The sequence below is a fragment of the Pseudoruegeria sp. SK021 genome (genome assembly GCF_002119405.1).
GTDB lineage: Bacteria > Pseudomonadota > Alphaproteobacteria > Rhodobacterales > Rhodobacteraceae > Meridianimarinicoccus.
Genome location: NZ_MTBG01000007.1, coordinates 19,465 through 38,563 on the forward strand (window position 1 = coordinate 19,465; position 19,099 = coordinate 38,563).

The window sequence follows — 19,099 nt, forward strand, 5'->3', positions numbered from 1 at the left end:
TTATGAAAACACTGAAAAAACAGCGCCGTATTCAATTGATCGTTGTGGCAAGCATCGCGCTTGCCGCGGCGACGGGCTTGGTTGGCTATGCTATGCGCGACGGCATCAACTATTTCCGCAGCCCCAGTCAGATCGCGGAATCGCCGCCCCACCCGGGCGAGCGATTTCGGATCGGGGGGCTGGTTGAAACCGGGACATTGGTGCGCGGCCAAGGCAAAACGGTGACGTTCGAAGTGACCGATGGCGGCGCAAACATTCCGGTGAGTTACACGGGCGTATTGCCGGATTTGTTCGAAGAAGGCCAAGGCATGGTCGGCACGGGATATTACGTCGACGGCGTGTTTGCCGCGACTGAAATTCTGGCCAAGCATGACGAAACCTACATGCCAAAAGAGGTGATTGATGCGCTGAAAGCGCAAGGCACCTATAAAGAGACTGACAGCTAAACCCGCCGCACAACCTTTAAACCCGCGCGGGCCGAACGCCGATCAAGGGGTTCGGGCGGAGCGTTTTACCGGCCAAAATCTGGTGTCGGACTTTTATCGGACTTTCGTCGGACTTTTGTCGGGCCGATTTTAGCAAAGGGCGTCGAGCGCGGCGTCTTGGGCTTGGGATCGCGCCCGGGTCAAACTATCGTGAAGTCCGGCAGTGCCGCGGGGCAGGATCGGCCGCAGGCGGCGCTTGGATCGCCATGAGATCCCCCAGAACGGCCAATAATCGCGCGGTGGACACGGCCAAGACCACGGGCCGGCTGTGAACTGTGGCGGACTGTGGCGAAGAACGGGCTTGGCGATGTCGGTGCCGAGGATTAGAACGCCTGCATGATTACAGAACTTGGACATTTTGCCCTGATCCTTGCCGCGCTTGTTGCAGTGGTTCAGACCGTCGTGCCGATGATTGGCGCATATAAAGGTTGGCAGGGCTGGATGGCGCTGGCGGTGCCTGCGGCGTCGGCGCAGTTTTTCCTCACTGCGTTTTCCTTTGCGGCCCTGACCCATGCGTTTGTAACGTCGGATTTCTCTTTGAAAGTGGTTGTCGAGAATTCGCACAGCCTCAAGCCGATGATTTATAAGATCTCGGGTGTCTGGGGCAATCACGAAGGGTCGATGCTGCTTTGGGTGGTGATCCTGACGCTGTTTGGCGCGATGGCCGCATGGTTCGGCGGCAACCTTCCGCCGACCTTGAAGGCGCGGGTGCTGTCGGTGCAGGCATCTATCGCTGTGGCGTTCTTTACGTTTATCCTGTTCACGTCTAATCCGTTTTTGCGCATGGCGATCCCGCCGCTGGACGGGCAGGATCTGAACCCATTGTTGCAAGACCCCGGTTTGGCGTTTCATCCGCCGTTTCTGTATCTGGGCTATGTCGGCCTGTCGCTGACCTTTAGCTTCGCGGTTGCTGCCTTGATTGAGGGGCGCGTCGATGCGGCTTGGGGTGGCTGGGTCCGGCCTTGGACCCTGACGGCGTGGCTGTTTCTAACTGTGGGAATCGCCTTGGGCTCGTGGTGGGCTTATTACGAGTTGGGCTGGGGCGGCTATTGGTTCTGGGACCCGGTTGAGAATGCGTCGTTCATGCCGTGGTTGTTAACGGCAGCTTTGTTGCATTCCGCCGTGGTGGTCGAAAAGCGTGAAAGCCTGAAGGCCTGGACCATCCTGCTGGCCATTCTGGCCTTCGGATTTTCGCTGATCGGCACTTTCATTGTTCGGTCGGGCGTCTTGACCAGTGTGCATGCCTTTGCCACCGATCCCGAGCGGGGGGTGTTCATCCTGCTGATCCTTGCGGTGTTTATTGGCGGGGCGTTGACCTTGTTTGCTGCGCGGGCCGGGGTGATGCAGGCGAAGGGTGTCTTCGGCTTGGTGAGCCGCGAAAGCGCCTTGGTCGCGAATAACATTCTGCTGGCAGTGTCGTGTTTGGTGGTATTCGTCGGCACCGTTTGGCCGTTGGTGGCGGAGCTGTTGTTTGATCGCAAATTGTCGGTCGGTCCGCCCTATTTCGATGCCGCATTTACGCCGTTCATGATCGCGCTGGCGGTGATCCTGCCGGTGGGGTCGGTGCTGCCGTGGAAGCGGGCCAAGCTGGATCGGGCCTTGCGTCTGGCGGCGCTGCCGCTGGTGTTGGCGTTTCTGGTCGCGGCCCTGATCTGGACCTTGCAGACAGAGCGCAGCATTCTGGCCCCGGTGGGCTGCGCCTTGGCGGTTTGGGTGATTGCCGGATCGATCGCTGATCTGTTGGCGCGATGTGGTCGCGGATCTGTGGCCAACCGGTTGGGCCGGTTGACCCGGTTGCCGCGTGCCGATTGGGGTAAGGCGTTCGCCCATATTGGTTTGGGCGTGACGATCCTTGGTATCTCGGCCATGACCGCGTGGCAGCAAGAAGATATCCGCGTCGCACAGGTGGGCGAGACCTTCGCGGTTGGCGCCTATGAGGTGACGCTGGCCGATGTGTCTCAGGCGCAGGGACCGAATTATCGCACGACCATCGCCGAGATGCGGGTCAGCCGCGCGGGCCGCGAGGTGGCAGAGTTGCATCCTGAGAAACGGTTCTATCCGGTGGCCTCGATGGGCACCACAGAGGCGGCGATTGATAACGGCGTGTTCCGGGACCTGTATCTGGTGATCGGCGATCCGCAAGCTGCGGGGGGATGGGCCGTGCGCACCTATATTAAGCCCTTCGCCAACTGGATCTGGGCCGGGGCCATCCTGATGTCGCTGGGCGGGGGATTGAGCCTGTCGGACCGGCGCTATCGCGTTGGTGCCGGGGCGGCGCGGGCAACGCCTGTGCGCCCTGCGATTCCGGCGGAGTAGGGCCATGCGTAGAACCATTCTGAGGCTCGCGTTGGTGCTGTGCTTGTCGCCGATGGCCGCGCTGGCAGTGCAGCCGGACGAAATTTTGCCGGATGCCGCCTTGGAGGCCCGGGCGCGCGAGATCTCGAAAGAGCTGCGGTGTCTGGTGTGCCGTAATGAGAATATCGACGAATCCAACGCCGATCTGGCCCGGGACTTGCGGTTGTTGGTGCGCGAACGTCTGGTGGATGGCGATACTGACCCCGAAGTGATGGCCTTTGTCGTCGACCGTTACGGCGAATATGTCCTGCTGACCCCGCAGACCAACGGCGTGAACCTGATCCTGTGGCTTGCCGGACCGGCCATGTTGGCTGCGGGCTTGGCCATTGCGGTGCTATCGCTGCGGCGACGGGCCGATGCGCCGGACGATTCTGACAGTCTGACACCCGAGGAAACCGCCCGGTTGCAGCAAATTCTCAAGGACTGACCCCGGGGCCCGCCGAATGTGACGGTGCGTTTCTATTCCCATGTGGGGGATGCGGCGTTAGGGTTCCAATCTGCGGCGAGGACGCAGGGAACCACCGGGGGCGTTGGATGGACTATCAGACGATTGAGCTTGAGATCGCGGCCGGGGTTGCGCGTCTGACCTTGAACCGGCCTGAGGTCAAGAACGCGCTCAACAGTCAGATGCGGGCCGAAATTCCCCATGCGGTCAAGGTGGCGCAAGATCAAGCGCGGGTGCTGGTGATAACCGGCGCCGGGGATGCCTTTTGCTCGGGGCAGGATTTGGGCGGCAATGGCTCTGCGGCCAGTTTGGATATCGAGCAGGTCTTGCGGGATGAATACACGCCGATGGTGCGGGCGATCCTTGACTGTCCGATCCCGACCATCGCGGCGGTAAATGGCGCGGCGGCCGGTGCGGGCGCCAATCTTGCCTTGGCGGCGGATGTGGTCATTGCCTCCGAGCGGGCGGTTTTCTTGCAGGCCTTTACCCGGATTGGGTTAATTCCAGATGCTGGTGGCACCTATTGGTTGCCGCGGCAGATCGGCTCGGCCAGGGCGATGGGGGCGGCGTTATTTTCTGAGCCGATCCCAGCCCGACAAGCGGCCGATTGGGGTATGATCTGGGAGGCGGTCCCGGATGCCGAATTTTCCGACCACGTCACGCGGCGGGCGGATCATTTGGCCAATGGACCAACTCTGGCCTATGCCATGGCCAAGCAGGCCCTGCGTGGCACTTATGATCACACGTTGGATCAGCAGATGCTGCTAGAGGCCGAACTTCAAGGCCGGTGCGGCAAGACCCGGGATTTTGCGGAAGGCGTGGTGGCCTTTTTAGAAAAACGCCCCGCCCAATTCGAAGGGCGCTGAGCCGGGATGTCGACACCAATTGATCCGGAAATGACGCATGCTGCGCTGAACGCATTTTTGCGCGCTGAATTTCCGCAAGTTGCCGAACGGCTTGCGCTCAGCGATGTGCGCGCTATGGGGGTGAGCCTTCGATTGCACGTCGGTCCGGCGCAATTGCGCCCGGGCGGTACGGTCTCTGGACCGGCAATGTTTGAATTGGCCGATGTGGCGGCCTATTTGGCGGTTCTGTCACAAATCGGCCCGGTGGCTTTGGCTGTGACCACCAGTGCGTCTATTGATTTTATGCGCAAACCGGCGGCGGAAATTGATATGATCGCCACAGCCGATTTGTTGAAGCTTGGTAAGACGCTTGCCGTCGTTGACGTAAAAGTGTTTTCCGAAAACGATATGAATCGGCTAATTGCCCGGGCATCGTTAACCTATTCAATACCAGTCTATTGAAATTAGACCGACTATACCTATATAGTCATTTACCTAATCATGCTGATCCGGTCGTTGTTGGCTACCGCGATCAAGAGTGAGTTTTCTACGTCGTTTGATCCAAATGCTCTCTGCGCCTTTTCACTGCGTTGATAATTGGGCTGCGAAAAATGCGAAGTTTGTTTTTGATTTAAGGGTTCTGCATCCCCGATAAATGGGTTGCGAGTTTCACGTGTCAGATTAATCCGAATTTAATCGATACTCTGCTTTTATGATCTAAGCCGATCCTTAAGGATTTGGGAGGTTTGCCGTGGTGACACATCGTTTCTGGGGGCGTGTGCCCTTCGCCTTGACTGGTCTTGTAATGGGATTAAGTTTTGGAGCCGCTTTGGCGGACGGCGAAGCTGTCGCGATTGAGGATATTGGACCGACCCCCGAAATGCTGCTGACGGCACCCTCAACTGAACGGTTGGTCCGGGATGGCGATGAGACCGTGGTCGATACATTTTATGTGTATCTTGATGGGTGTCCTTTGCTCAGCCTGTCTCCTGGGGTCAGCCTGACATCGCCGCCAACTGTAACGATGATAGATCAAAGTGGCGGCTGTGCGGCCGCCGCGGTGACAGCGCCGGTAGTTTCGCCCGCCGCTGCGCTTGAAGCCGGCGGTGCCGCAAATGACGGTCTTTTGGTCCGTTTGCGGAGCGACGATCTTGGCGGGGCCGCACGTGGCGCATCGGAAGACGAGGCGATTACGGTTGCCGATCTATCGTCTGGACGTGCCCTGATCGTGGATATTGCCAGCCTTGCGCCAAAAGGTGTCTTTGCCGATGGCGCAGCGGTCGGCGAAAAGGTCGCTGGGCCGGTTCCACCCTTCAAAATCCCCGCCATTGTCGGTGGTCCAGCCGGGCTAATCCCGGCATCCGCAACGCCGGGATCATCGGTTGGACTTGGCGGGGGCGGCGGCTTTGGCGGCGGCGGCAATGGCGGCGATTTCGGCGGCGGGTCGGGTGGCACCATCGGTGGGTCCTCAGGGAAACTGACGCCCACACCCGAGATTGCGGCGGTGCCGCTGCCTTACACGCTGATTTTATTGTTCGGGGCATTTTACGCTTTGCGCCGCGTCGTTCATCGTCGGTGACGGTTAGGGCTGTCGGGTTCTTTCAATCAGCGGTTAAGGCAATAGGCATAGGGTATTATGATACCTAATTTATAAGTGATTGAAATTACGTATTTATTTCAGATTTATGTGCCTTGACCGTGCCGCAGAAACCGTTAGAACCCGGACATCAGTTCTTCGGGTCCAGGCATCGGCCTGGCCCCCGCCACAAAGGGCCTGCACTATGAAAACCTTTACAGCCAAACCGGCTGATATTGACAAGAAATGGATCCTGATCGATGCCGAAGGCGTCGTTCTGGGTCGGCTTGCGTCGATTGTTGCGATGCGTTTGCGCGGCAAGCATAAAGCGACGTTCACACCGCATATGGATATGGGCGACAACGTGATCGTCATCAACGCCGATAAGGTGCAGATGACCGGTCGCAAGCGTACCGACAAAGTCTACTACCGCCATACCGGTCACCCGGGCGGGATTAAGTCGGTCACTGCCGATAAAATCTTGGACGGAAAATTCCCTGGTCGCGTGCTTGAGAAGGCTGTGCAGCGGATGCTGCCGGGCAACAAGCTGAGCCGCAAGCAGATGACCAACCTGCGCATTTATGCCGGGACCGAGCATCCGCACGAGGCACAAGAGCCTGCAGTGCTGGACGTGAAATCCATGAATCCTAAGAACACCCGGAGCTGAGAATGGCTGAAGATATCAAATCGCTCGACGCGCTCAAGGGCGCTGTCGCTTCTTCTCCGGCAGCCGTGACCGCAACTGCAGCGCTGGCCGAAGCTACGATCCACCGTGAGCCCGTCCGTGACGAGCTGGGTCGTGCCTATGCAACTGGCAAGCGGAAAGATGCGGTTGCCCGCGTCTGGATCCGTCCCGGTTCCGGCAAGGTCATGGTCAACGGCAAGGCGCTGAATGACTATTTCGCGCGTCCGGTTCTGCAGATGATCCTGCGTCAGGCCTTTTCGGTGGCTGGCGTCGACGGTCAATTCGACGTCACCGCTACGGTTAAGGGCGGTGGTCTGTCGGGCCAAGCAGGTGCGGTTAAGCACGGTGTTTCGAAAGCACTGCAGCTTTATGATCCGTCCTTGCGGCCTGCGCTGAAAGCTGCCGGCTTCCTGACACGCGACAGCCGCGTCGTCGAACGGAAGAAATTCGGTAAGCGCAAAGCACGTCGGAGCTTCCAGTTCTCCAAGCGCTAAGTCGCTTCGGTACGATCCGCTACATACTTCTGCTAAGGGACCGCAATTTGCGGTCCCTTTTACGTTTGTTGAACGGTAACGCCCTGCTTGTAAGAATGGATGCGGGGCACACAGAGACGGTCGTCATCGTCTGCCTTGGGTTTGGGCACCATGATCAGTCCTATAACGTCTTCTTATCCAAGGGTCAGAGACAGACGCGCGCTTCCGATCGGCCGCAATGAAAACAAGCAAACACTCCGGCGGTGCGATTGTTTCAGAAGAGCTATCTCGGTTTCAGTTTACATAGCGTTACCGAATGTGAATAGTCTGGAGCAAATCAGGCCGAGCAGGGGCGCCCAACATAAATGAAATCGGGTTATTCGTCAGAACAGCGGTCAGGGCTTGCCTTGGTCAGCGCGCCGTTCTTGTATGCCGTTCTGCTGTTGGCAGTGCCGGTTGCAGCCATCGTGATGTTCAGCTTCTGGAGCCAGTCTTATCTGGACTTGGACACCACCCTGACCCTCAAAAATTATCGCGAAGCCGCGGCTGACCCGATCTATGGCCAGCTACTGGCCCGGTCCTTGTGGATTTCGTTGGTGGTCACCGTGATCACCGTGGTCACGGCTTTTCCCATCGCCTATTTTATTTCGTTCCATGTGGCGCCGGGCCATAAATCCTTGTGGATTTTCCTCGTCACGATCCCGTTTTGGACCTCTTACCTGATCCGGGTGTTCCTGTGGAAAGTGATCCTTGGCTATAATGGGGTTCTGAATTCGGGTCTGCTTGGGATCGGTGTCATTGACGCGCCGCTGACCTTCATTCTGTATAATCTGAATGCGGTGGTGATTACCTTGGCGCATGCCTTTGCGCCCTTCGCAATTCTGCCGATTTTCGTGTCGCTGGAGCGCATTGATCGATCACTACTGGAAGCCGCGCTGGATCTGGGCGAGACCAAGGTCAGTGCCTTTTTACGGGTGACGCTGCCGCTGGCAATGCCGGGGATTGTTGCAGCGGTGTTGATCGTGTTCATCCCGACCATCGGTGATTACGTGACGCCGCGATTGGTGGGCGGGCCCGGCGGACTGATGATAGCGAACATGATCCAGACCCAGTTTCTGAAGCTGAACAACGCGCCGATGGGGGCCGCTTTGGCGGTGATTGCAATGATTATGGTTACGGTGGTCGCCACGGCCTTTGTCCTGCTGAACCGGCGCTTTTTGAAGGGCCGATCATGAGAGGCGGCGGTTTGCGCATCTATGCGGTGATCTATCTGGTCTTTTTGTATCTGCCGATCCTGTTGTTGCCGGTCTTTGCGTTCAATTCCTCAACCATCATCGCGTTTCCATTGGCCAGTTTTACCACCGAATGGTTTGCGGAATTGCCGCGTGTTCCGGCATTGCGGGATGCGCTGTGGGTGTCCTTGAAGATTGCGGTGCTGACTGCACTGGTGTCGACCCTGCTGGGGGTGTGCGCGGCACGGGCGGCGGCGCGGTACCGGTTTGCCTTCAAGGGAACCATTATGGGGCTGATTATGCTGCCGCTGGTCCTGCCGGAAATCATCGTGGCGGTGTCGCTGCTGGTGGTGTTCCTTCAGATCGGCCTGCCGTTGGGATCATTGACCGTGGTGCTGGGGCATGTGCTGATCTGCACCCCGTTTTGTGTGGCGATCTTGAATGGGGCGTTTCAATCGCTGGACATTTCCCTAGAAGAGGCGGCGATTGATCTGGGCGAGACCGGGTGGAGCACCTTTCGTCTGATCATTCTGCCGCTGGTGATGCCGGGGATCATTTCGTCGCTGTTGATCGCCTTTACGATCTCCATGGACGAATTCATCATCGCGTTTTTCCTGTCCGGGTCGGAAGCAACGCTGCCCGTCTACCTATGGGGCCAGTTGCGGTTTCCGCAGCGCCTGCCGGTTGTGATGGCCTTGGGGACGTTGCTGGTGCTGGCCTCGGTCGTGCTTTTGACAATCGCCGAAGTGGCGCGACGGCGCGGCGTGGCCCGCCGTGGACAACAAGATAACGGAGGCTTCTTGTAATGGCGCTGATTTCGCTTTCAGGAATCGACAAGTATTACGGCACGTATCATGCGCTGCGGGACATCTCGTTGGAGATTGAGGGCGGCGAGTTTTTCTCGCTGCTCGGCCCGTCCGGGTGCGGCAAGACCACGTTGCTGCGCACGATTGCCGGATTCGAGACCCCGGATAAAGGCGTTTTGACCATCGACGGGCGCGATATGGCCCGGGTCTCGGCGAACCGGCGGCCCACCAACATGGTGTTTCAAAGCTATGCAATCTTCCCGCATCTGACGGTGGCCCAGAATGTCGGATTTGGCCTGCGCCGGTCCGATCTGACCAAGGCGGAAAAGGCCCGAGAGGTTGGGGCCGCGTTGGAAATGGTCGGGTTGGGCGGCTATGGCGCGCGCGCCGCGCATGCCCTGTCCGGTGGTCAACGCCAGCGGGTGGCACTGGCCCGGGCGCTGATCTTGAAACCGAAGGTGCTGTTGCTGGACGAGCCGTTATCGGCGCTGGACAAGAAGATGCGCGAACAGATGCAATCGGAGCTTCGGCAGTTGCAGCGACAGGTTGGCATCACCTTCGTTCTGGTGACCCATGATCAGGAAGAGGCGTTGATCATGTCGGATCGGATCGCTGTGATGTTTGAGGGCGAAATTGCGCAACTGGCGACGCCGCAGGACCTGTATCTGAGGCCGAACAGCCGCCGTGTCGGGGAATTTATTGGCATGATGAACCTGATCCCGGGACGCATGGATCGTGACGGGTCGCAGATGATCGGCGACATTCCGGGGCTAGGCCGGTTGCCGATTGTGCCCGATTTACTGACCGACGGGCAGGGACCGGGGGACTGCACCTTCGGTATCCGGCCGGAATCCATGTCGTTGGTTTTCAATGGTGAGTTGCCGACCGGGAAGTTTGTCGACGGCACGGTGGTTGAGCGCGCCTATTACGGTGACATGACCTATTACGAGGTGCTGCTGGATGGCGGCACCGCCCCGGTGACCTGTTCGATGAAGAACCTCGTTAGCAGGCCAGTGCTGGATGCTGGCGCGCGGACCCGCTTGGCATGGGAGCCGGGCGCGTTGATCGTTTTCGATGCGGCGTGATGGATGGGTCCGATCAGGCGTCGGCTGCGATCAGGCCAAGCCCGCGCAGATAGATGCCAATTCCGGCTTCCAGCAGGTCCTCGGGCGGATAGGGTGATTGCGATCCGGGTGCGCCCCGTGAAAACAACTCAACAACCCCGTGGCTGAGGGCCCAGATGTGATCGCTGATCATGGCGGCTGGGGGCCGTTTCTCGGGCGGGATGTGGTCTGAGAGGTTTCGGGCCGCCCGTTCCAAGGCCCCGCGTGCCCGGGACGATGCTGCGGCCAGCGCTGGTGAGGCATTGACCGAGACGCCGCTTTCGAACATCGCGATGTAATGGCCGGGGTATTTTCGGGCGAAAGCCAAATAGGCCCGTCCGACTGATTCTAGGGCCGACAAGGCCGAAGGTTGCCCGGTGTCGAACGCGTAATCCATCAGATCCGCAAAGATGGCATAGCCCTGAAGCGCCCCTTCGGCGATCAGGTCCTCGCGCCCGTCGAAATGCCGATACACCGCCGCTGGCGTGACGCCAGCCTGTTTGGCAGCTTCGGACAGGGTGAAGCCCATCGGTCCGCGTTCAGCGATCAACACCAAGGCTGCGTCGACCAATGCCTGACGCAGATTTCCGTGGTGATATCCGCGTTTAGGCATTCCAGATGTCGGGGCCGCCGCAGATCGTGCGATCCGGGGGCGTCACCACGGTGTTGTCGCGCCCCTCATAGGGAATTTGGGACAGAACCGCCCGAATGGCGGCGATGCGGGCGCGGCGTTTGTCATCGGACCGGATCACCGTCCACGGTGCCGTGTCGTGATGGGTGCGGTCGAACATTTCCTCGATTGCCTTGGTGTAGGCATCCCAGCGGCGCAGGCCTTTGACGTCAATATCCGACAGCTTCCACTGCTTCAGCGGATCGTGTTCCCGGTCGAGAAACCGGCGCAACTGTTCTGCCCGGCTGACATTGAGCCAGAGCTTGATCAAACGCACGCCATCTTGTTGCAAGGCGCGTTCAAGCCCCGGGACCTGTTGGAAAAACAGATCGGCCTGATCGTCGGTGCAGAACCCGAACACGCGTTCCACCACGGCGCGATTGTACCATGAGCGGTCGAACAGCGTGATCTGTCCTGCCGAGGGCAACTGGCTGATATAACGCTGGAAATACCATTGCGTTTGTTCTGCTTCGCTGGGTTTGGGAAGGGCGACAAGTTTCGCCACGCGCGGGTTCATGTTTTCGCGGAAGCGCTTGATCGTGCCGCCTTTGCCAGCGGCGTCCCGGCCTTCGAACAGAACCACGACCTTGGCGCCCGATGTGTGGACCCAAGTTTGAAACTTCGCCAGTTCGATCTGAAGCGCGTAGAGGGTGTCTTCGTACTCGTCCGCATCCATGCGGCGATCATAGGGGTAGCCATCGGTCAGGATGGTTTTCCCATCCGACTTCTTGACCGCCTTTCGGATCCGATCCGGCGCTTCGGTTTTGTAAAATTCGGTGATGGCGCCCCCGAAGGGCAGGGAGGTGAGATCAGTCATTCGTTCAGACTAGCCGCCTGCGCCGAAGCTGACAATCCGGCACGCGACGCGGCGCGATCAATTGCAGCCGTGACCTGGGCGGGCCGGGCATGATGCACGATATGGCCGATGCCCTCTAGGACGGTCAGGTGCGCGTTTGGCATCCGAGCGGCAAGCGCTTTGGAATGGACATCCAGACCGACAATACGGTCGGCGGTGCCGTGCAACAGTTCGATAGGAACCGTGATCGAGGGATAGTGCACCGACATCTCAGCAAGATGGGCGCGCAATGCGTTAACCTGACGGGCATTGGCGATCATCGTGTCGCGGCGCAGGGTCAGGGCAAGGCCGAAAGCGTCCAGATAGCCCGGAGGCATTTCTTGCGGCGCAAAGATCGCTGCCATCACGCGCCGGGTGATGCGGTCCGGCACAAGCGCAGTGATCAGGGGCACGACCACCGCGCCAATCAGCGGATGGGCGTTGATGCGGTAACTGGGTTTGAGGGGGCAGTCCCACGGCAGCGTCGCCCCCGCCAACAGAACCAGTGCCGAGACCTGTGCCGGAAACTCCAGCGCCCATGCCATCGCCACCGCACCGCCAAAGCTGTGCCCCAGCACGATCGGGTTCTTCACGCCCAACTGCTGCGCCGCGGCCTGCAACAATTGGGCCTGTTCGCGGGGGCTTTCGTTGCGCCGCCGCTGGGCGTCGCCGGGATGGCCGGTATAGCCATGGCCGGGACGATCAAACAGGATCACGCGATAGCGGTCGCGCAACTGGGCAAGAAGATCAAAGCGCATGTCACGCAAATTGCCGCCTGCGCCGTGGATCAGCACCAGATCGGGTCCGGTGCCGCCGATCATCACGTGGACCGGGGTGCCGTTCACCTGAAGGATCTGTCCCACGGGGGGGAATTGCGCTTCAGCCTGTGCCTCGTTCCGGGCCGCGCGCAGCCAGACCGCCCCGATACAGAGCGACAGAACGGCGGCAGTGGCGGCCAGTGACATGTGGTTAGGTCCCGATATCATCCAGATTGAACGGGGTAGATTGATAAATTTCGTTCAACCAGTTGCCATATAGAAGGTGCGCGTGGGATCTCCAGCGATTAAGAGGCGCGCGGCTGGGATCGTCGTTCGGGTAATAATTGCCCGGCACGTTGATTGGTTTGCCAGCCTCGACATCACGGTCATATTCTTCTTTCAAAGTGCCGCGATCATACTCAAAATGGTTGAAGATATAGAGCGCGCGATGGGCCGGATCTTCGACCAGACAGGGGCCGACATCGTCACTGCCCAGCAGGGTGGTCAGGCCCGCGACCTGATCGATCTCGGACTGGCGCATTTCCGTCCAGCGGCTAACCGGGATCACGAAATCATCGGAAAACCCGCGCAGGAACGGCGAGGCTGGTTCCAGATTGTTGTGGCGGAAGCAGCCGAAGGCCTTGTGATCGAGCAGGTGCTTTCCGACCCCATGAAAATAGTGAATCATCGCCATGCCGCCCCAGCAGACGCCGAGGGTGGATTGGACATTGGTCTGGGTCCAGTCAAACACCTGACACAGTTCGTCCCAATAGGTGACGTCCTGAAACGGCATATGTTCAATCGGCGCACCGGTGATGATCAAGCCGTCAAACTTGCGGTGCTTGATCTCTTCGAATGGGCGATAGAACGCTTCCATATGCTCGGCCGAGGTGTTCTTGCTTTCATGTTCGGTCATGCGGATCAGGGTCAGATCGATCTGCAACGGCGTCGCCCCGATCAGGCGGGCAAACTGCGTTTCGGTCTGAATTTTCTTCGGCATCAGGTTCAGCAGGCCGATCTGCAATGGCCGGATATCCTGCGTCGCGGCCCGGTTGTCCGACATGACCATGACCCCTTCGCGTGACAGCACGTCGAAGGCGGGAAGGTCTGCGGGGATCTTGATGGGCATCTTGGATATCCTTGAACAGTCAGGGGGGCGTATTTAACGATCGCGCTGTCGGTCCTCAAGGGCCTGTTCGATCAAAGCATTGATCTCGGCGGCCGAGGTGATGCCGTTCAGGTCGGCGGCCCGCAAAGAGACGCCCCAATTTCGGGCCATCGCGGCATAGCGGGGATGACGATGGGCCAACGCTTGCGCATAGGTCCAGCGCACAAAGGCATCGGGGTCCACTTCCGTCTCGGTGTGCCCGGTTTCACTGAGATACTGGGCCCATTTTGCCGTCAAAAAGTCGGGGTGATAGTACATCGGCTTCGGGGCGCGGTCGAACCGGCGGATCAAATCTGCGGTATGCGCCTCGGTGCCTTCGATCCAGACCATCAGTGATTGGCTGGCCAGCGCGGTTAGAACCGGGTCGTTGGGATCTTCGGGGTCCACCACTTCGCAGATCGACCCGCCACTGTCGCAGACAAAGTTTTCATAGCGATAGATGTCGCGGGATCGTTCGATGAAATGCCCGGTGTCCAGCAAGGACGCAATCTCTGCGGTCCGGTGCTGTTCCTGCCGGCGAAGGTATTCCGCGAAAGGCAGCCCGCCCTTGTCGGGGTTTCCGGGTTTGCCCAGATAGGTCGAGAGAGGCGCAAGATTGTCGAAGGTGATGTTCGAGGCGATGTAGATCGAATCGCTCAGCAGCAATTCGGCCAGAAAGGCGTTGCGCATGGCCTCGCGCTTGAAGTTGTCGACAATGTGCTCGCCCATATACCGGGTGCCGATGCGGTAATCGACCGAGTAGTGGAACCAGCCGCCGGTGGCGCGCAGCAGGTTCGAGACATGGGTCTTTCCCAAACCAGACATGCCGAATAGCAGCAGCTGCTTGTGATCCGTTCCGCGCCACTGCGCCGCTGTGGGTATCGCCATTGCCGGTTCCTGTTCTGCGGTATCGGCGTTTCGTATCAGGCGCGTGGCAGGGGGTTCAACGGGAAATGCATTGATACGACCGGTCTGGATGCCAAAACCGGAGTGCAGCTGGAGGCGCCGCTGTTCTTAGGAGGCGTTGCCCGGTCTTGGGCCGCCCAGCACGGGGCGACGGGCTAAAGGGGTTTGGGTGGTTTAGGTGCGGATGGAGACACCAAAATCGTATAGATTGCGGCGAAAATGATCGCCCCGCCGAGGAACAGAAACGGGTCCAACGCTTCGCCGTAGAACACGGCGCCAACCACAGCCAGAACGGGCAGGCGGGCGAAATCCATCGGGGTGACGATTGTGGCCGGTGCCAGCGCGAGGGCGTTGGTCAGGCAGAAATGCGCGGTCAGCCCCGAACAGCCGATCACGATCAGCCACGGCACAACAGCAAGCGATGGCAGCGCGATATCGCCGTCGATTCCGGCGCAGATCAAGCCAAGCACCGCTTGCATGACCGCCAGCCAGAACAGGATGCAGAGAATACTTTGATCTTCGGTCAGCTTGCGGGTGGCCATGGCCGAGCCAGCAAAGCCCAACGCGCAGAACAGCGCCGCGATGGTGCCGACGTTCAGGGTCGTCATCCCTGGCCGGACCACGATCAAAATGCCGATGAAGCCCACCACTGCGGCCAGTGCCCGCATGCGCGTCAGACGTTCATGCAGAAAAAACGGCGCCAAAATAGTTACCCAGATCGGATAGGTGAATTCCAGCGCGATCAGTTGGGCCAGTGGAATGACGGTGAGGGCAAAAAACCACAGGTTTTGGCCGGTAAAATGGCTGATGTTGCGCACAAGGTGCAACGGCAAGCGATTGACCTTCACTTGGTGAAGCTTTCCCGAAAAGGCCCCAACCGCCACCACAATGCCAATTCCAAGCAGCGAGCGATAGGCCATGATCTCGAACGTATCGAGGGCATTGCCAACCATTCGTCCGGAAATGGCCATAAAGCAAAAGGCCGTGATCGTCCCGGCCATCCAGAACGCAGCTTTAAGAACCGGAGAGAAACCAACACTTTGACGGGAATGTTCCATGCCTCATGGGTCGCCCGACTGCGGGCCTCTGTCAACGGGCAGAATGCCGTTTGTGCCTATTATTGTTGCACCGTCCCGGCAAGAAGCGCGATCAGTGCAAAACAGGCGACAAGGGCCACCATAGAAACCACCAGAAACGCATTCGTCTGGATCATCTTTTTAGGAGTGAGACATTTTCCACAGCGGTCACCCGACTGCCGCATTCGGTGATTGCAGTTTAAACAACGGAAAAACCTCGCCACAACAGCCCCTCTAAACGGACAACGACCCAACGATTAGTTGGGCCGGAGGGTAACATGGATTGTGTTAAGGAAGCGGTGATGTCAGCCGTTTCGAGACGCGGAAAATCGAAACGGCTAATAAAGTGGCTATTCCCACTCGATGGTGCCCGGAGGTTTGGACGTAATGTCGTAAGTGACGCGATTGATGCCGGGAACTTCGTTGATGATCCGCGTCGCGGTCTCGCCAAGAAACTCGTGCGAGAATGGATAGTAATCCGCCGTCATACCGTCGACCGACGTCACCGCACGCAATGCGCAGGCAAAATCATAGGTCCGGCCATCACCCATGACGCCCACGGTACGGACAGGAAGAATGACTGCAAATGCCTGCCAAATCTCATCGTAAAGGCCATGCTTGCGGATCTGGTCCAGATACACCGCATCCGCCAGACGCAGAATTTCCAGCTTAGGGCGGGTGATCTCGCCGGGGCAGCGGATGGCAAGGCCGGGGCCGGGGAACGGGTGCCGACCGACAAAGCTTTCCGGCAATCCTAGCTCACGACCCAGCGCGCGCACTTCATCTTTGAACAATTCGCGCAGCGGTTCGACCAGCTTCATATCCATCCGGTCGGGCAATCCGCCGACATTGTGATGGGACTTGATCGTGACCGACGGCCCTCCCGAGAAACTGACCGATTCAATCACGTCGGGATACAGCGTCCCTTGCGCAAGGAATTTGGCGCCGCCGACGGATTTTGCGTGTTTTTCAAAGACGTCAATAAACAGCTTGCCGATGGTTTTGCGCTTGGTCTCAGGATCGCTCATGCCGTCCAATGCTGACAGGAACAATTCTGTTTCGTCCGCATGGATCAACGGAATGTTGTAATTGTCCCGGAACATGCTGAGAACCTGATCAGCCTCGCCCATGCGCAGCAAACCGTGATCGACGAATACGCAGGTCAATTGGTCGCCAATGGCTTCGTGGATCAGAACGGCAGCAACAGAACTGTCGACGCCGCCGGACAGGCCGCAGATGACGTGGGCATCGCCCACTTGTTCGCGGATCTGCCGGATGGCTTCTTCGCGGTACGCGCCCATGGTCCAGTCGCCGGTAAACCCGGCCAGCTTGACAAAGGCCTCGTACAGGCTGGCCCCGTTCGGCGTGTGATAGACTTCTGGGTGGAACTGGACGGCATAGAAGTGCCGTGCCGGATCAGCGACAATGGCGCAGGGGGCATTGGGCGAGGTGCCGAACACTTCGAACCCGGGGGCCAGTGCGCGCACATTGTCCCCATGCGACATCCAGACCTGTTCCGGTCCGGCCTTGAACCACTTGTCCAGCAGATCGAGGCGGTTGTTGGACGGGGTGACATAGGCGCGACCGAATTCGGCGGTTCCATGACCACGGCTGACTTCACCACCCAGCTGGGTCATCATCACCTGTTGGCCATAACAGATGCCCAGAACTGGAACGCCAAGTTCAAACACCGATTGTGGTGCGCGCGGCGAGTCCGGGTCCAGAACGCTGGCCGGTCCGCCGCTGAGCACGACCGCCTTAGGGGCGAATTCGGTCAGAAAGGCATCCGTCACGTTCTGGAACGGGTGGATTTCACAATAGACATTCAGCTCACGCAGGCGACGCGCAATGAGCTGCGTTACCTGGCTGCCGAAGTCGATGATAAGCAAACGGTCATGGGCGATCTGGGTCATTGCGTGGGCTTAGGGCCAAGCCGCGTGCAATTCAAGATCCCAGAGGTGCCGACCCCGCGTCTTTTTCGCACCCTGTGCGCGGCACCACTGCAGAGGGATCAGGTTTTGGGCAATGGGGCGCTGTCCGACATCAGCGCTGGCAATACCCGGCTTTGCAGTCTGCGAAATTCGACCATCAGGGCGGCCAGAACTTCAATATGGCGCAGGGCGCTGTAGCGGGCCTCGCCCAACTGACGGGTTTCTTCGTGGTAGGCTTCGATTTCCAGCAGCCGGATGACGACTTCGTTAGATCCGGCTGGAAGCGGGGCTTTCAGCAGCCGGCGCAGGACAATCTCGCGGCGATAATCAGATTGGGCAAAGCGGGCAGCGCGCACCAGAAGGCGGGGTCTGTGCAGGGATTTCAGCAGGGTCAGAACATCGGTCATGGGTGGTTCCTTTCACCGTTACTGGACCGAGTTTCCTGCACAAGCTGTGGGTGTTGCATTTCCCGGATGTTCCCGGGCGTTCCCATCACGATAATTTAGCTAATATAAACAATGTTTAAGATTGTAACAATTTTAACAAACCTGAAAGACAATCGACTTCAGGTTGCTGAAGCGCAGTTGCAGTGAGTTTCGTCAGTGCAAAAGCAGAATTTGGGGGACAGCCGGTTGCAGGTGAAATGCGCGAAGACGGCAAGGCAGGAGCAGTCTGACGAGGTCGGGATCCCGGACTCCGCGATACATTATTTAAGCCATATACAGTTGGGGCGGTCGTTGCGGGATATCGCGCGTGACAGTGGCCATCATCCGTCAACCATTCTGCGGCGGGTTCGCCGTTATGAAAACCGCCGGGACGATCCGTTGGTGGATGGTGCGCTCGACCGGCTTGGTGCTGCCAAGGTCTGCAAAGACCTTTCTGGGTGTGAGAAAAAGGAACCTTCCAAGATGAATGCATCTCTTCAGGTAGACTTCAGCAAGACCGACACAGCCAGCCTGTCTGCGGACACGCAACGGGTGCTCCGGCGTCTGGCCGAAACCGGCGCGGTGTTGGCGGTTGCCAAAGACATGGATAAGGCCGTCGTGGTGCGCGAATTGCCCGGAGGGAAGACGACGCGGACAACCATCGTCGACCGCGAGATTGCCGAGGTCATGGCGTTGAACGACTGGATCAGTTGCTCGGAGCCGGGCCGGATCGCCCGCTATCGGATCACAGGGCAGGGCCGGGACGCGCTGAAGCGGTTGATGCGCCATGAACAGGCGCCTCAAGGCTTGAGCGAAGCTGCCCACACATTTGATGGGCCGCGGCAGTATGAAGACCGCCGCATCGCGGACCCCGACACGCATCAAATGCGCCGGGTCAAGCACAACATTGCCGAGTCGCCATTGACGGCGATGGGACGCCGCAAGGACAAGAATGGCGAGCCGTTTCTGTCAGACGACCTAATCGCCGCAGGCGAGCGTTTGCGGGAAGATTTTGAACTGGCGCAGATGGGCGCGCGGGTGACCCAGAATTGGGAGCGGTTCTTGACCGGAGGCGGCGCCTCTGGCGCTGCGGGCGGATCAACCCCTTGTGGCGGTTCGCAAGGTGCCCGTGATCGGGTGTCCCATGCGCTGAGCGATCTTGGACCCGGACTTGGCGATGTGGCCTTACGCTGTTGCTGTTTTTTGGAAGGGATCGAGACCACCGAAAAAACGATGGGCTGGTCGGCGCGGTCAGGGAAGATCGTTTTGCGCATCGCCCTGCAACGCCTGAAGCGGCACTACTTGGACGCCCACGGACGTTTTGGTCCGATGATTGGTTAGTCCGG

20 protein-coding genes are annotated in these 19,099 nt (G+C 59.0%); 12 read left to right on the plus strand and 8 right to left on the minus strand.

The features are described 5' to 3' along the window. Positions 1-2: 2 nt before the first annotated feature. The 11 genes from ccmE (at position 3) to BV911_RS06630 (ending at position 9,987) form a co-directional block, all read left to right on the plus strand. Entirely contained in the window at positions 3-446 is a 444-nt protein-coding gene (gene ccmE, locus BV911_RS06580) for a cytochrome c maturation protein CcmE (protein ID WP_086052808.1), read from the plus strand. Between the two features lie 375 nt (positions 447-821). Continuing rightward, positions 822-2,801 carry a heme lyase CcmF/NrfE family subunit gene (locus tag BV911_RS06585; protein ID WP_086052809.1) on the plus strand — a complete coding sequence of 660 codons (1,980 nt, stop codon included), beginning with the start codon at positions 822-824 and terminating at the stop codon, positions 2,799-2,801. Positions 2,802-2,805: 4 nt separating this feature from the next. Then, the gene (locus tag BV911_RS06590) at positions 2,806-3,267 is read left to right on the plus strand and encodes a cytochrome c-type biogenesis protein (protein WP_086052810.1); all 462 of its coding nucleotides are present in this window, start codon (positions 2,806-2,808) and stop codon (positions 3,265-3,267) included. 107 nt (positions 3,268-3,374) lie between these two features. Next, the gene (locus tag BV911_RS06595; protein ID WP_086052811.1) at positions 3,375-4,151 is read left to right on the plus strand and encodes an enoyl-CoA hydratase-related protein; all 777 of its coding nucleotides are present in this window, start codon (positions 3,375-3,377) and stop codon (positions 4,149-4,151) included. Between the two features lie 6 nt (positions 4,152-4,157). Next, the gene (locus tag BV911_RS06600; protein ID WP_205963810.1) at positions 4,158-4,592 is read left to right on the plus strand and encodes a PaaI family thioesterase; all 435 of its coding nucleotides are present in this window, start codon (positions 4,158-4,160) and stop codon (positions 4,590-4,592) included. 343 nt (positions 4,593-4,935) lie between these two features. Next, the gene (locus BV911_RS19755; protein WP_086052812.1) at positions 4,936-5,709 is read left to right on the plus strand and encodes a hypothetical protein; all 774 of its coding nucleotides are present in this window, start codon (positions 4,936-4,938) and stop codon (positions 5,707-5,709) included. Between the two features lie 202 nt (positions 5,710-5,911). Further along, complete coding sequence (rplM, locus tag BV911_RS06610) at positions 5,912-6,373, plus strand: 50S ribosomal protein L13 (protein WP_086052813.1); 462 nt, start codon at positions 5,912-5,914, stop codon at positions 6,371-6,373. Between the two features lie 2 nt (positions 6,374-6,375). Next, positions 6,376-6,885 carry a 30S ribosomal protein S9 gene (gene rpsI, locus BV911_RS06615; protein WP_086052814.1) on the plus strand — a complete coding sequence of 170 codons (510 nt, stop codon included), beginning with the start codon at positions 6,376-6,378 and terminating at the stop codon, positions 6,883-6,885. A gap of 344 nt (positions 6,886-7,229) precedes the next feature. Further along, positions 7,230-8,099 carry an ABC transporter permease gene (locus tag BV911_RS06620; RefSeq protein ID WP_086052815.1) on the plus strand — a complete coding sequence of 290 codons (870 nt, stop codon included), beginning with the start codon at positions 7,230-7,232 and terminating at the stop codon, positions 8,097-8,099. Next, positions 8,096-8,902, plus strand: a complete 807-nt coding sequence (locus BV911_RS06625) for an ABC transporter permease (RefSeq protein WP_086052816.1) — start codon at positions 8,096-8,098, stop codon at positions 8,900-8,902. Before BV911_RS06620 ends, BV911_RS06625 begins: the two co-directional genes overlap by 4 nt. Next, the gene (locus BV911_RS06630; protein WP_086052817.1) at positions 8,902-9,987 is read left to right on the plus strand and encodes an ABC transporter ATP-binding protein; all 1,086 of its coding nucleotides are present in this window, start codon (positions 8,902-8,904) and stop codon (positions 9,985-9,987) included. The genes BV911_RS06625 and BV911_RS06630 overlap by 1 nt, the downstream gene beginning before the upstream one ends. Positions 9,988-10,000: 13 nt before the next feature. Here the strand turns inward: BV911_RS06630 and BV911_RS06635 are convergent, their stop codons facing one another. The 8 genes from BV911_RS06635 to BV911_RS06670 all read right to left on the minus strand — a co-directional run bounded on the left by BV911_RS06635 (position 10,001) and on the right by BV911_RS06670 (position 17,735). Continuing rightward, complete coding sequence (locus tag BV911_RS06635) at positions 10,001-10,618, minus strand: TetR/AcrR family transcriptional regulator (protein ID WP_086052818.1); 618 nt, start codon at positions 10,616-10,618, stop codon at positions 10,001-10,003. Continuing rightward, positions 10,611-11,492 (minus strand): polyphosphate kinase 2, encoded by an 882-nt coding sequence (ppk2, locus tag BV911_RS06640; protein ID WP_086052819.1) that lies wholly within the window; start codon positions 11,490-11,492, stop codon positions 10,611-10,613. Before ppk2 ends, BV911_RS06635 begins: the two co-directional genes overlap by 8 nt. After that, positions 11,489-12,475 (minus strand): alpha/beta fold hydrolase, encoded by a 987-nt coding sequence (locus BV911_RS06645; protein ID WP_086052820.1) that lies wholly within the window; start codon positions 12,473-12,475, stop codon positions 11,489-11,491. The genes ppk2 and BV911_RS06645 overlap by 4 nt, the downstream gene beginning before the upstream one ends. A gap of 4 nt (positions 12,476-12,479) precedes the next feature. Further along, positions 12,480-13,397, minus strand: coding sequence for a homoserine O-succinyltransferase (gene metA / locus BV911_RS06650; RefSeq protein ID WP_086052821.1), 918 nt, complete (start codon positions 13,395-13,397; stop codon positions 12,480-12,482). 33 nt (positions 13,398-13,430) lie between these two features. Continuing rightward, the gene (locus BV911_RS06655; protein WP_086052822.1) at positions 13,431-14,303 is read right to left on the minus strand and encodes an ATPase; all 873 of its coding nucleotides are present in this window, start codon (positions 14,301-14,303) and stop codon (positions 13,431-13,433) included. 173 nt (positions 14,304-14,476) lie between these two features. Continuing rightward, the gene (locus tag BV911_RS06660) at positions 14,477-15,379 is read right to left on the minus strand and encodes a DMT family transporter (protein WP_086052823.1); all 903 of its coding nucleotides are present in this window, start codon (positions 15,377-15,379) and stop codon (positions 14,477-14,479) included. Positions 15,380-15,747: 368 nt separating this feature from the next. Beyond that, complete coding sequence (gene guaA, locus BV911_RS06665; RefSeq protein WP_086052824.1) at positions 15,748-17,310, minus strand: glutamine-hydrolyzing GMP synthase; 1,563 nt, start codon at positions 17,308-17,310, stop codon at positions 15,748-15,750. 98 nt (positions 17,311-17,408) lie between these two features. Continuing rightward, positions 17,409-17,735 carry a DUF6477 family protein gene (locus tag BV911_RS06670; RefSeq protein ID WP_086052825.1) on the minus strand — a complete coding sequence of 109 codons (327 nt, stop codon included), beginning with the start codon at positions 17,733-17,735 and terminating at the stop codon, positions 17,409-17,411. A 501-nt stretch (positions 17,736-18,236) separates the two neighbouring features. On the opposite strand from BV911_RS06670, the gene BV911_RS06675 reads away from it, so the two are divergent. Then, positions 18,237-19,094: a DUF6456 domain-containing protein gene (locus BV911_RS06675; protein WP_371587918.1), complete on the plus strand. Its 858-nt coding sequence runs from the start codon at positions 18,237-18,239 to the stop codon at positions 19,092-19,094. The last annotated feature ends 5 nt before the right edge of the window (positions 19,095-19,099 follow it).

Bases quoted from the DNA above. Each gene is read 5' to 3' on its own strand.
- ccmE (WP_086052808.1), top strand. From the start codon at position 3: ATGAAAACACTGAAAAAACAGCGCCGTATTCAATTGATCGTTGTGGCA.
- BV911_RS06585 (WP_086052809.1), top strand. From the start codon at position 822: ATGATTACAGAACTTGGACATTTTGCCCTGATCCTTGCCGCGCTTGTT.
- BV911_RS06590 (WP_086052810.1), top strand. From the start codon at position 2,806: ATGCGTAGAACCATTCTGAGGCTCGCGTTGGTGCTGTGCTTGTCGCCG.
- BV911_RS06595 (WP_086052811.1), top strand. From the start codon at position 3,375: ATGGACTATCAGACGATTGAGCTTGAGATCGCGGCCGGGGTTGCGCGT.
- BV911_RS06600 (WP_205963810.1), top strand. From the start codon at position 4,158: ATGTCGACACCAATTGATCCGGAAATGACGCATGCTGCGCTGAACGCA.
- BV911_RS19755 (WP_086052812.1), top strand. From the start codon at position 4,936: ATGGGATTAAGTTTTGGAGCCGCTTTGGCGGACGGCGAAGCTGTCGCG.
- rplM (WP_086052813.1), top strand. From the start codon at position 5,912: ATGAAAACCTTTACAGCCAAACCGGCTGATATTGACAAGAAATGGATC.
- rpsI (WP_086052814.1), top strand. From the start codon at position 6,376: ATGGCTGAAGATATCAAATCGCTCGACGCGCTCAAGGGCGCTGTCGCT.
- BV911_RS06620 (WP_086052815.1), top strand. From the start codon at position 7,230: ATGAAATCGGGTTATTCGTCAGAACAGCGGTCAGGGCTTGCCTTGGTC.
- BV911_RS06625 (WP_086052816.1), top strand. From the start codon at position 8,096: ATGAGAGGCGGCGGTTTGCGCATCTATGCGGTGATCTATCTGGTCTTT.
- BV911_RS06630 (WP_086052817.1), top strand. From the start codon at position 8,902: ATGGCGCTGATTTCGCTTTCAGGAATCGACAAGTATTACGGCACGTAT.
- BV911_RS06635 (WP_086052818.1), bottom strand. From the start codon at position 10,618: ATGCCTAAACGCGGATATCACCACGGAAATCTGCGTCAGGCATTGGTC.
- ppk2 (WP_086052819.1), bottom strand. From the start codon at position 11,492: ATGACTGATCTCACCTCCCTGCCCTTCGGGGGCGCCATCACCGAATTT.
- BV911_RS06645 (WP_086052820.1), bottom strand. From the start codon at position 12,475: ATGTCACTGGCCGCCACTGCCGCCGTTCTGTCGCTCTGTATCGGGGCG.
- metA (WP_086052821.1), bottom strand. From the start codon at position 13,397: ATGCCCATCAAGATCCCCGCAGACCTTCCCGCCTTCGACGTGCTGTCA.
- BV911_RS06655 (WP_086052822.1), bottom strand. From the start codon at position 14,303: ATGGCGATACCCACAGCGGCGCAGTGGCGCGGAACGGATCACAAGCAG.
- BV911_RS06660 (WP_086052823.1), bottom strand. From the start codon at position 15,379: ATGGAACATTCCCGTCAAAGTGTTGGTTTCTCTCCGGTTCTTAAAGCT.
- guaA (WP_086052824.1), bottom strand. From the start codon at position 17,310: ATGACCCAGATCGCCCATGACCGTTTGCTTATCATCGACTTCGGCAGC.
- BV911_RS06670 (WP_086052825.1), bottom strand. From the start codon at position 17,735: ATGACCGATGTTCTGACCCTGCTGAAATCCCTGCACAGACCCCGCCTT.
- BV911_RS06675 (WP_371587918.1), top strand. From the start codon at position 18,237: ATGAATGCATCTCTTCAGGTAGACTTCAGCAAGACCGACACAGCCAGC.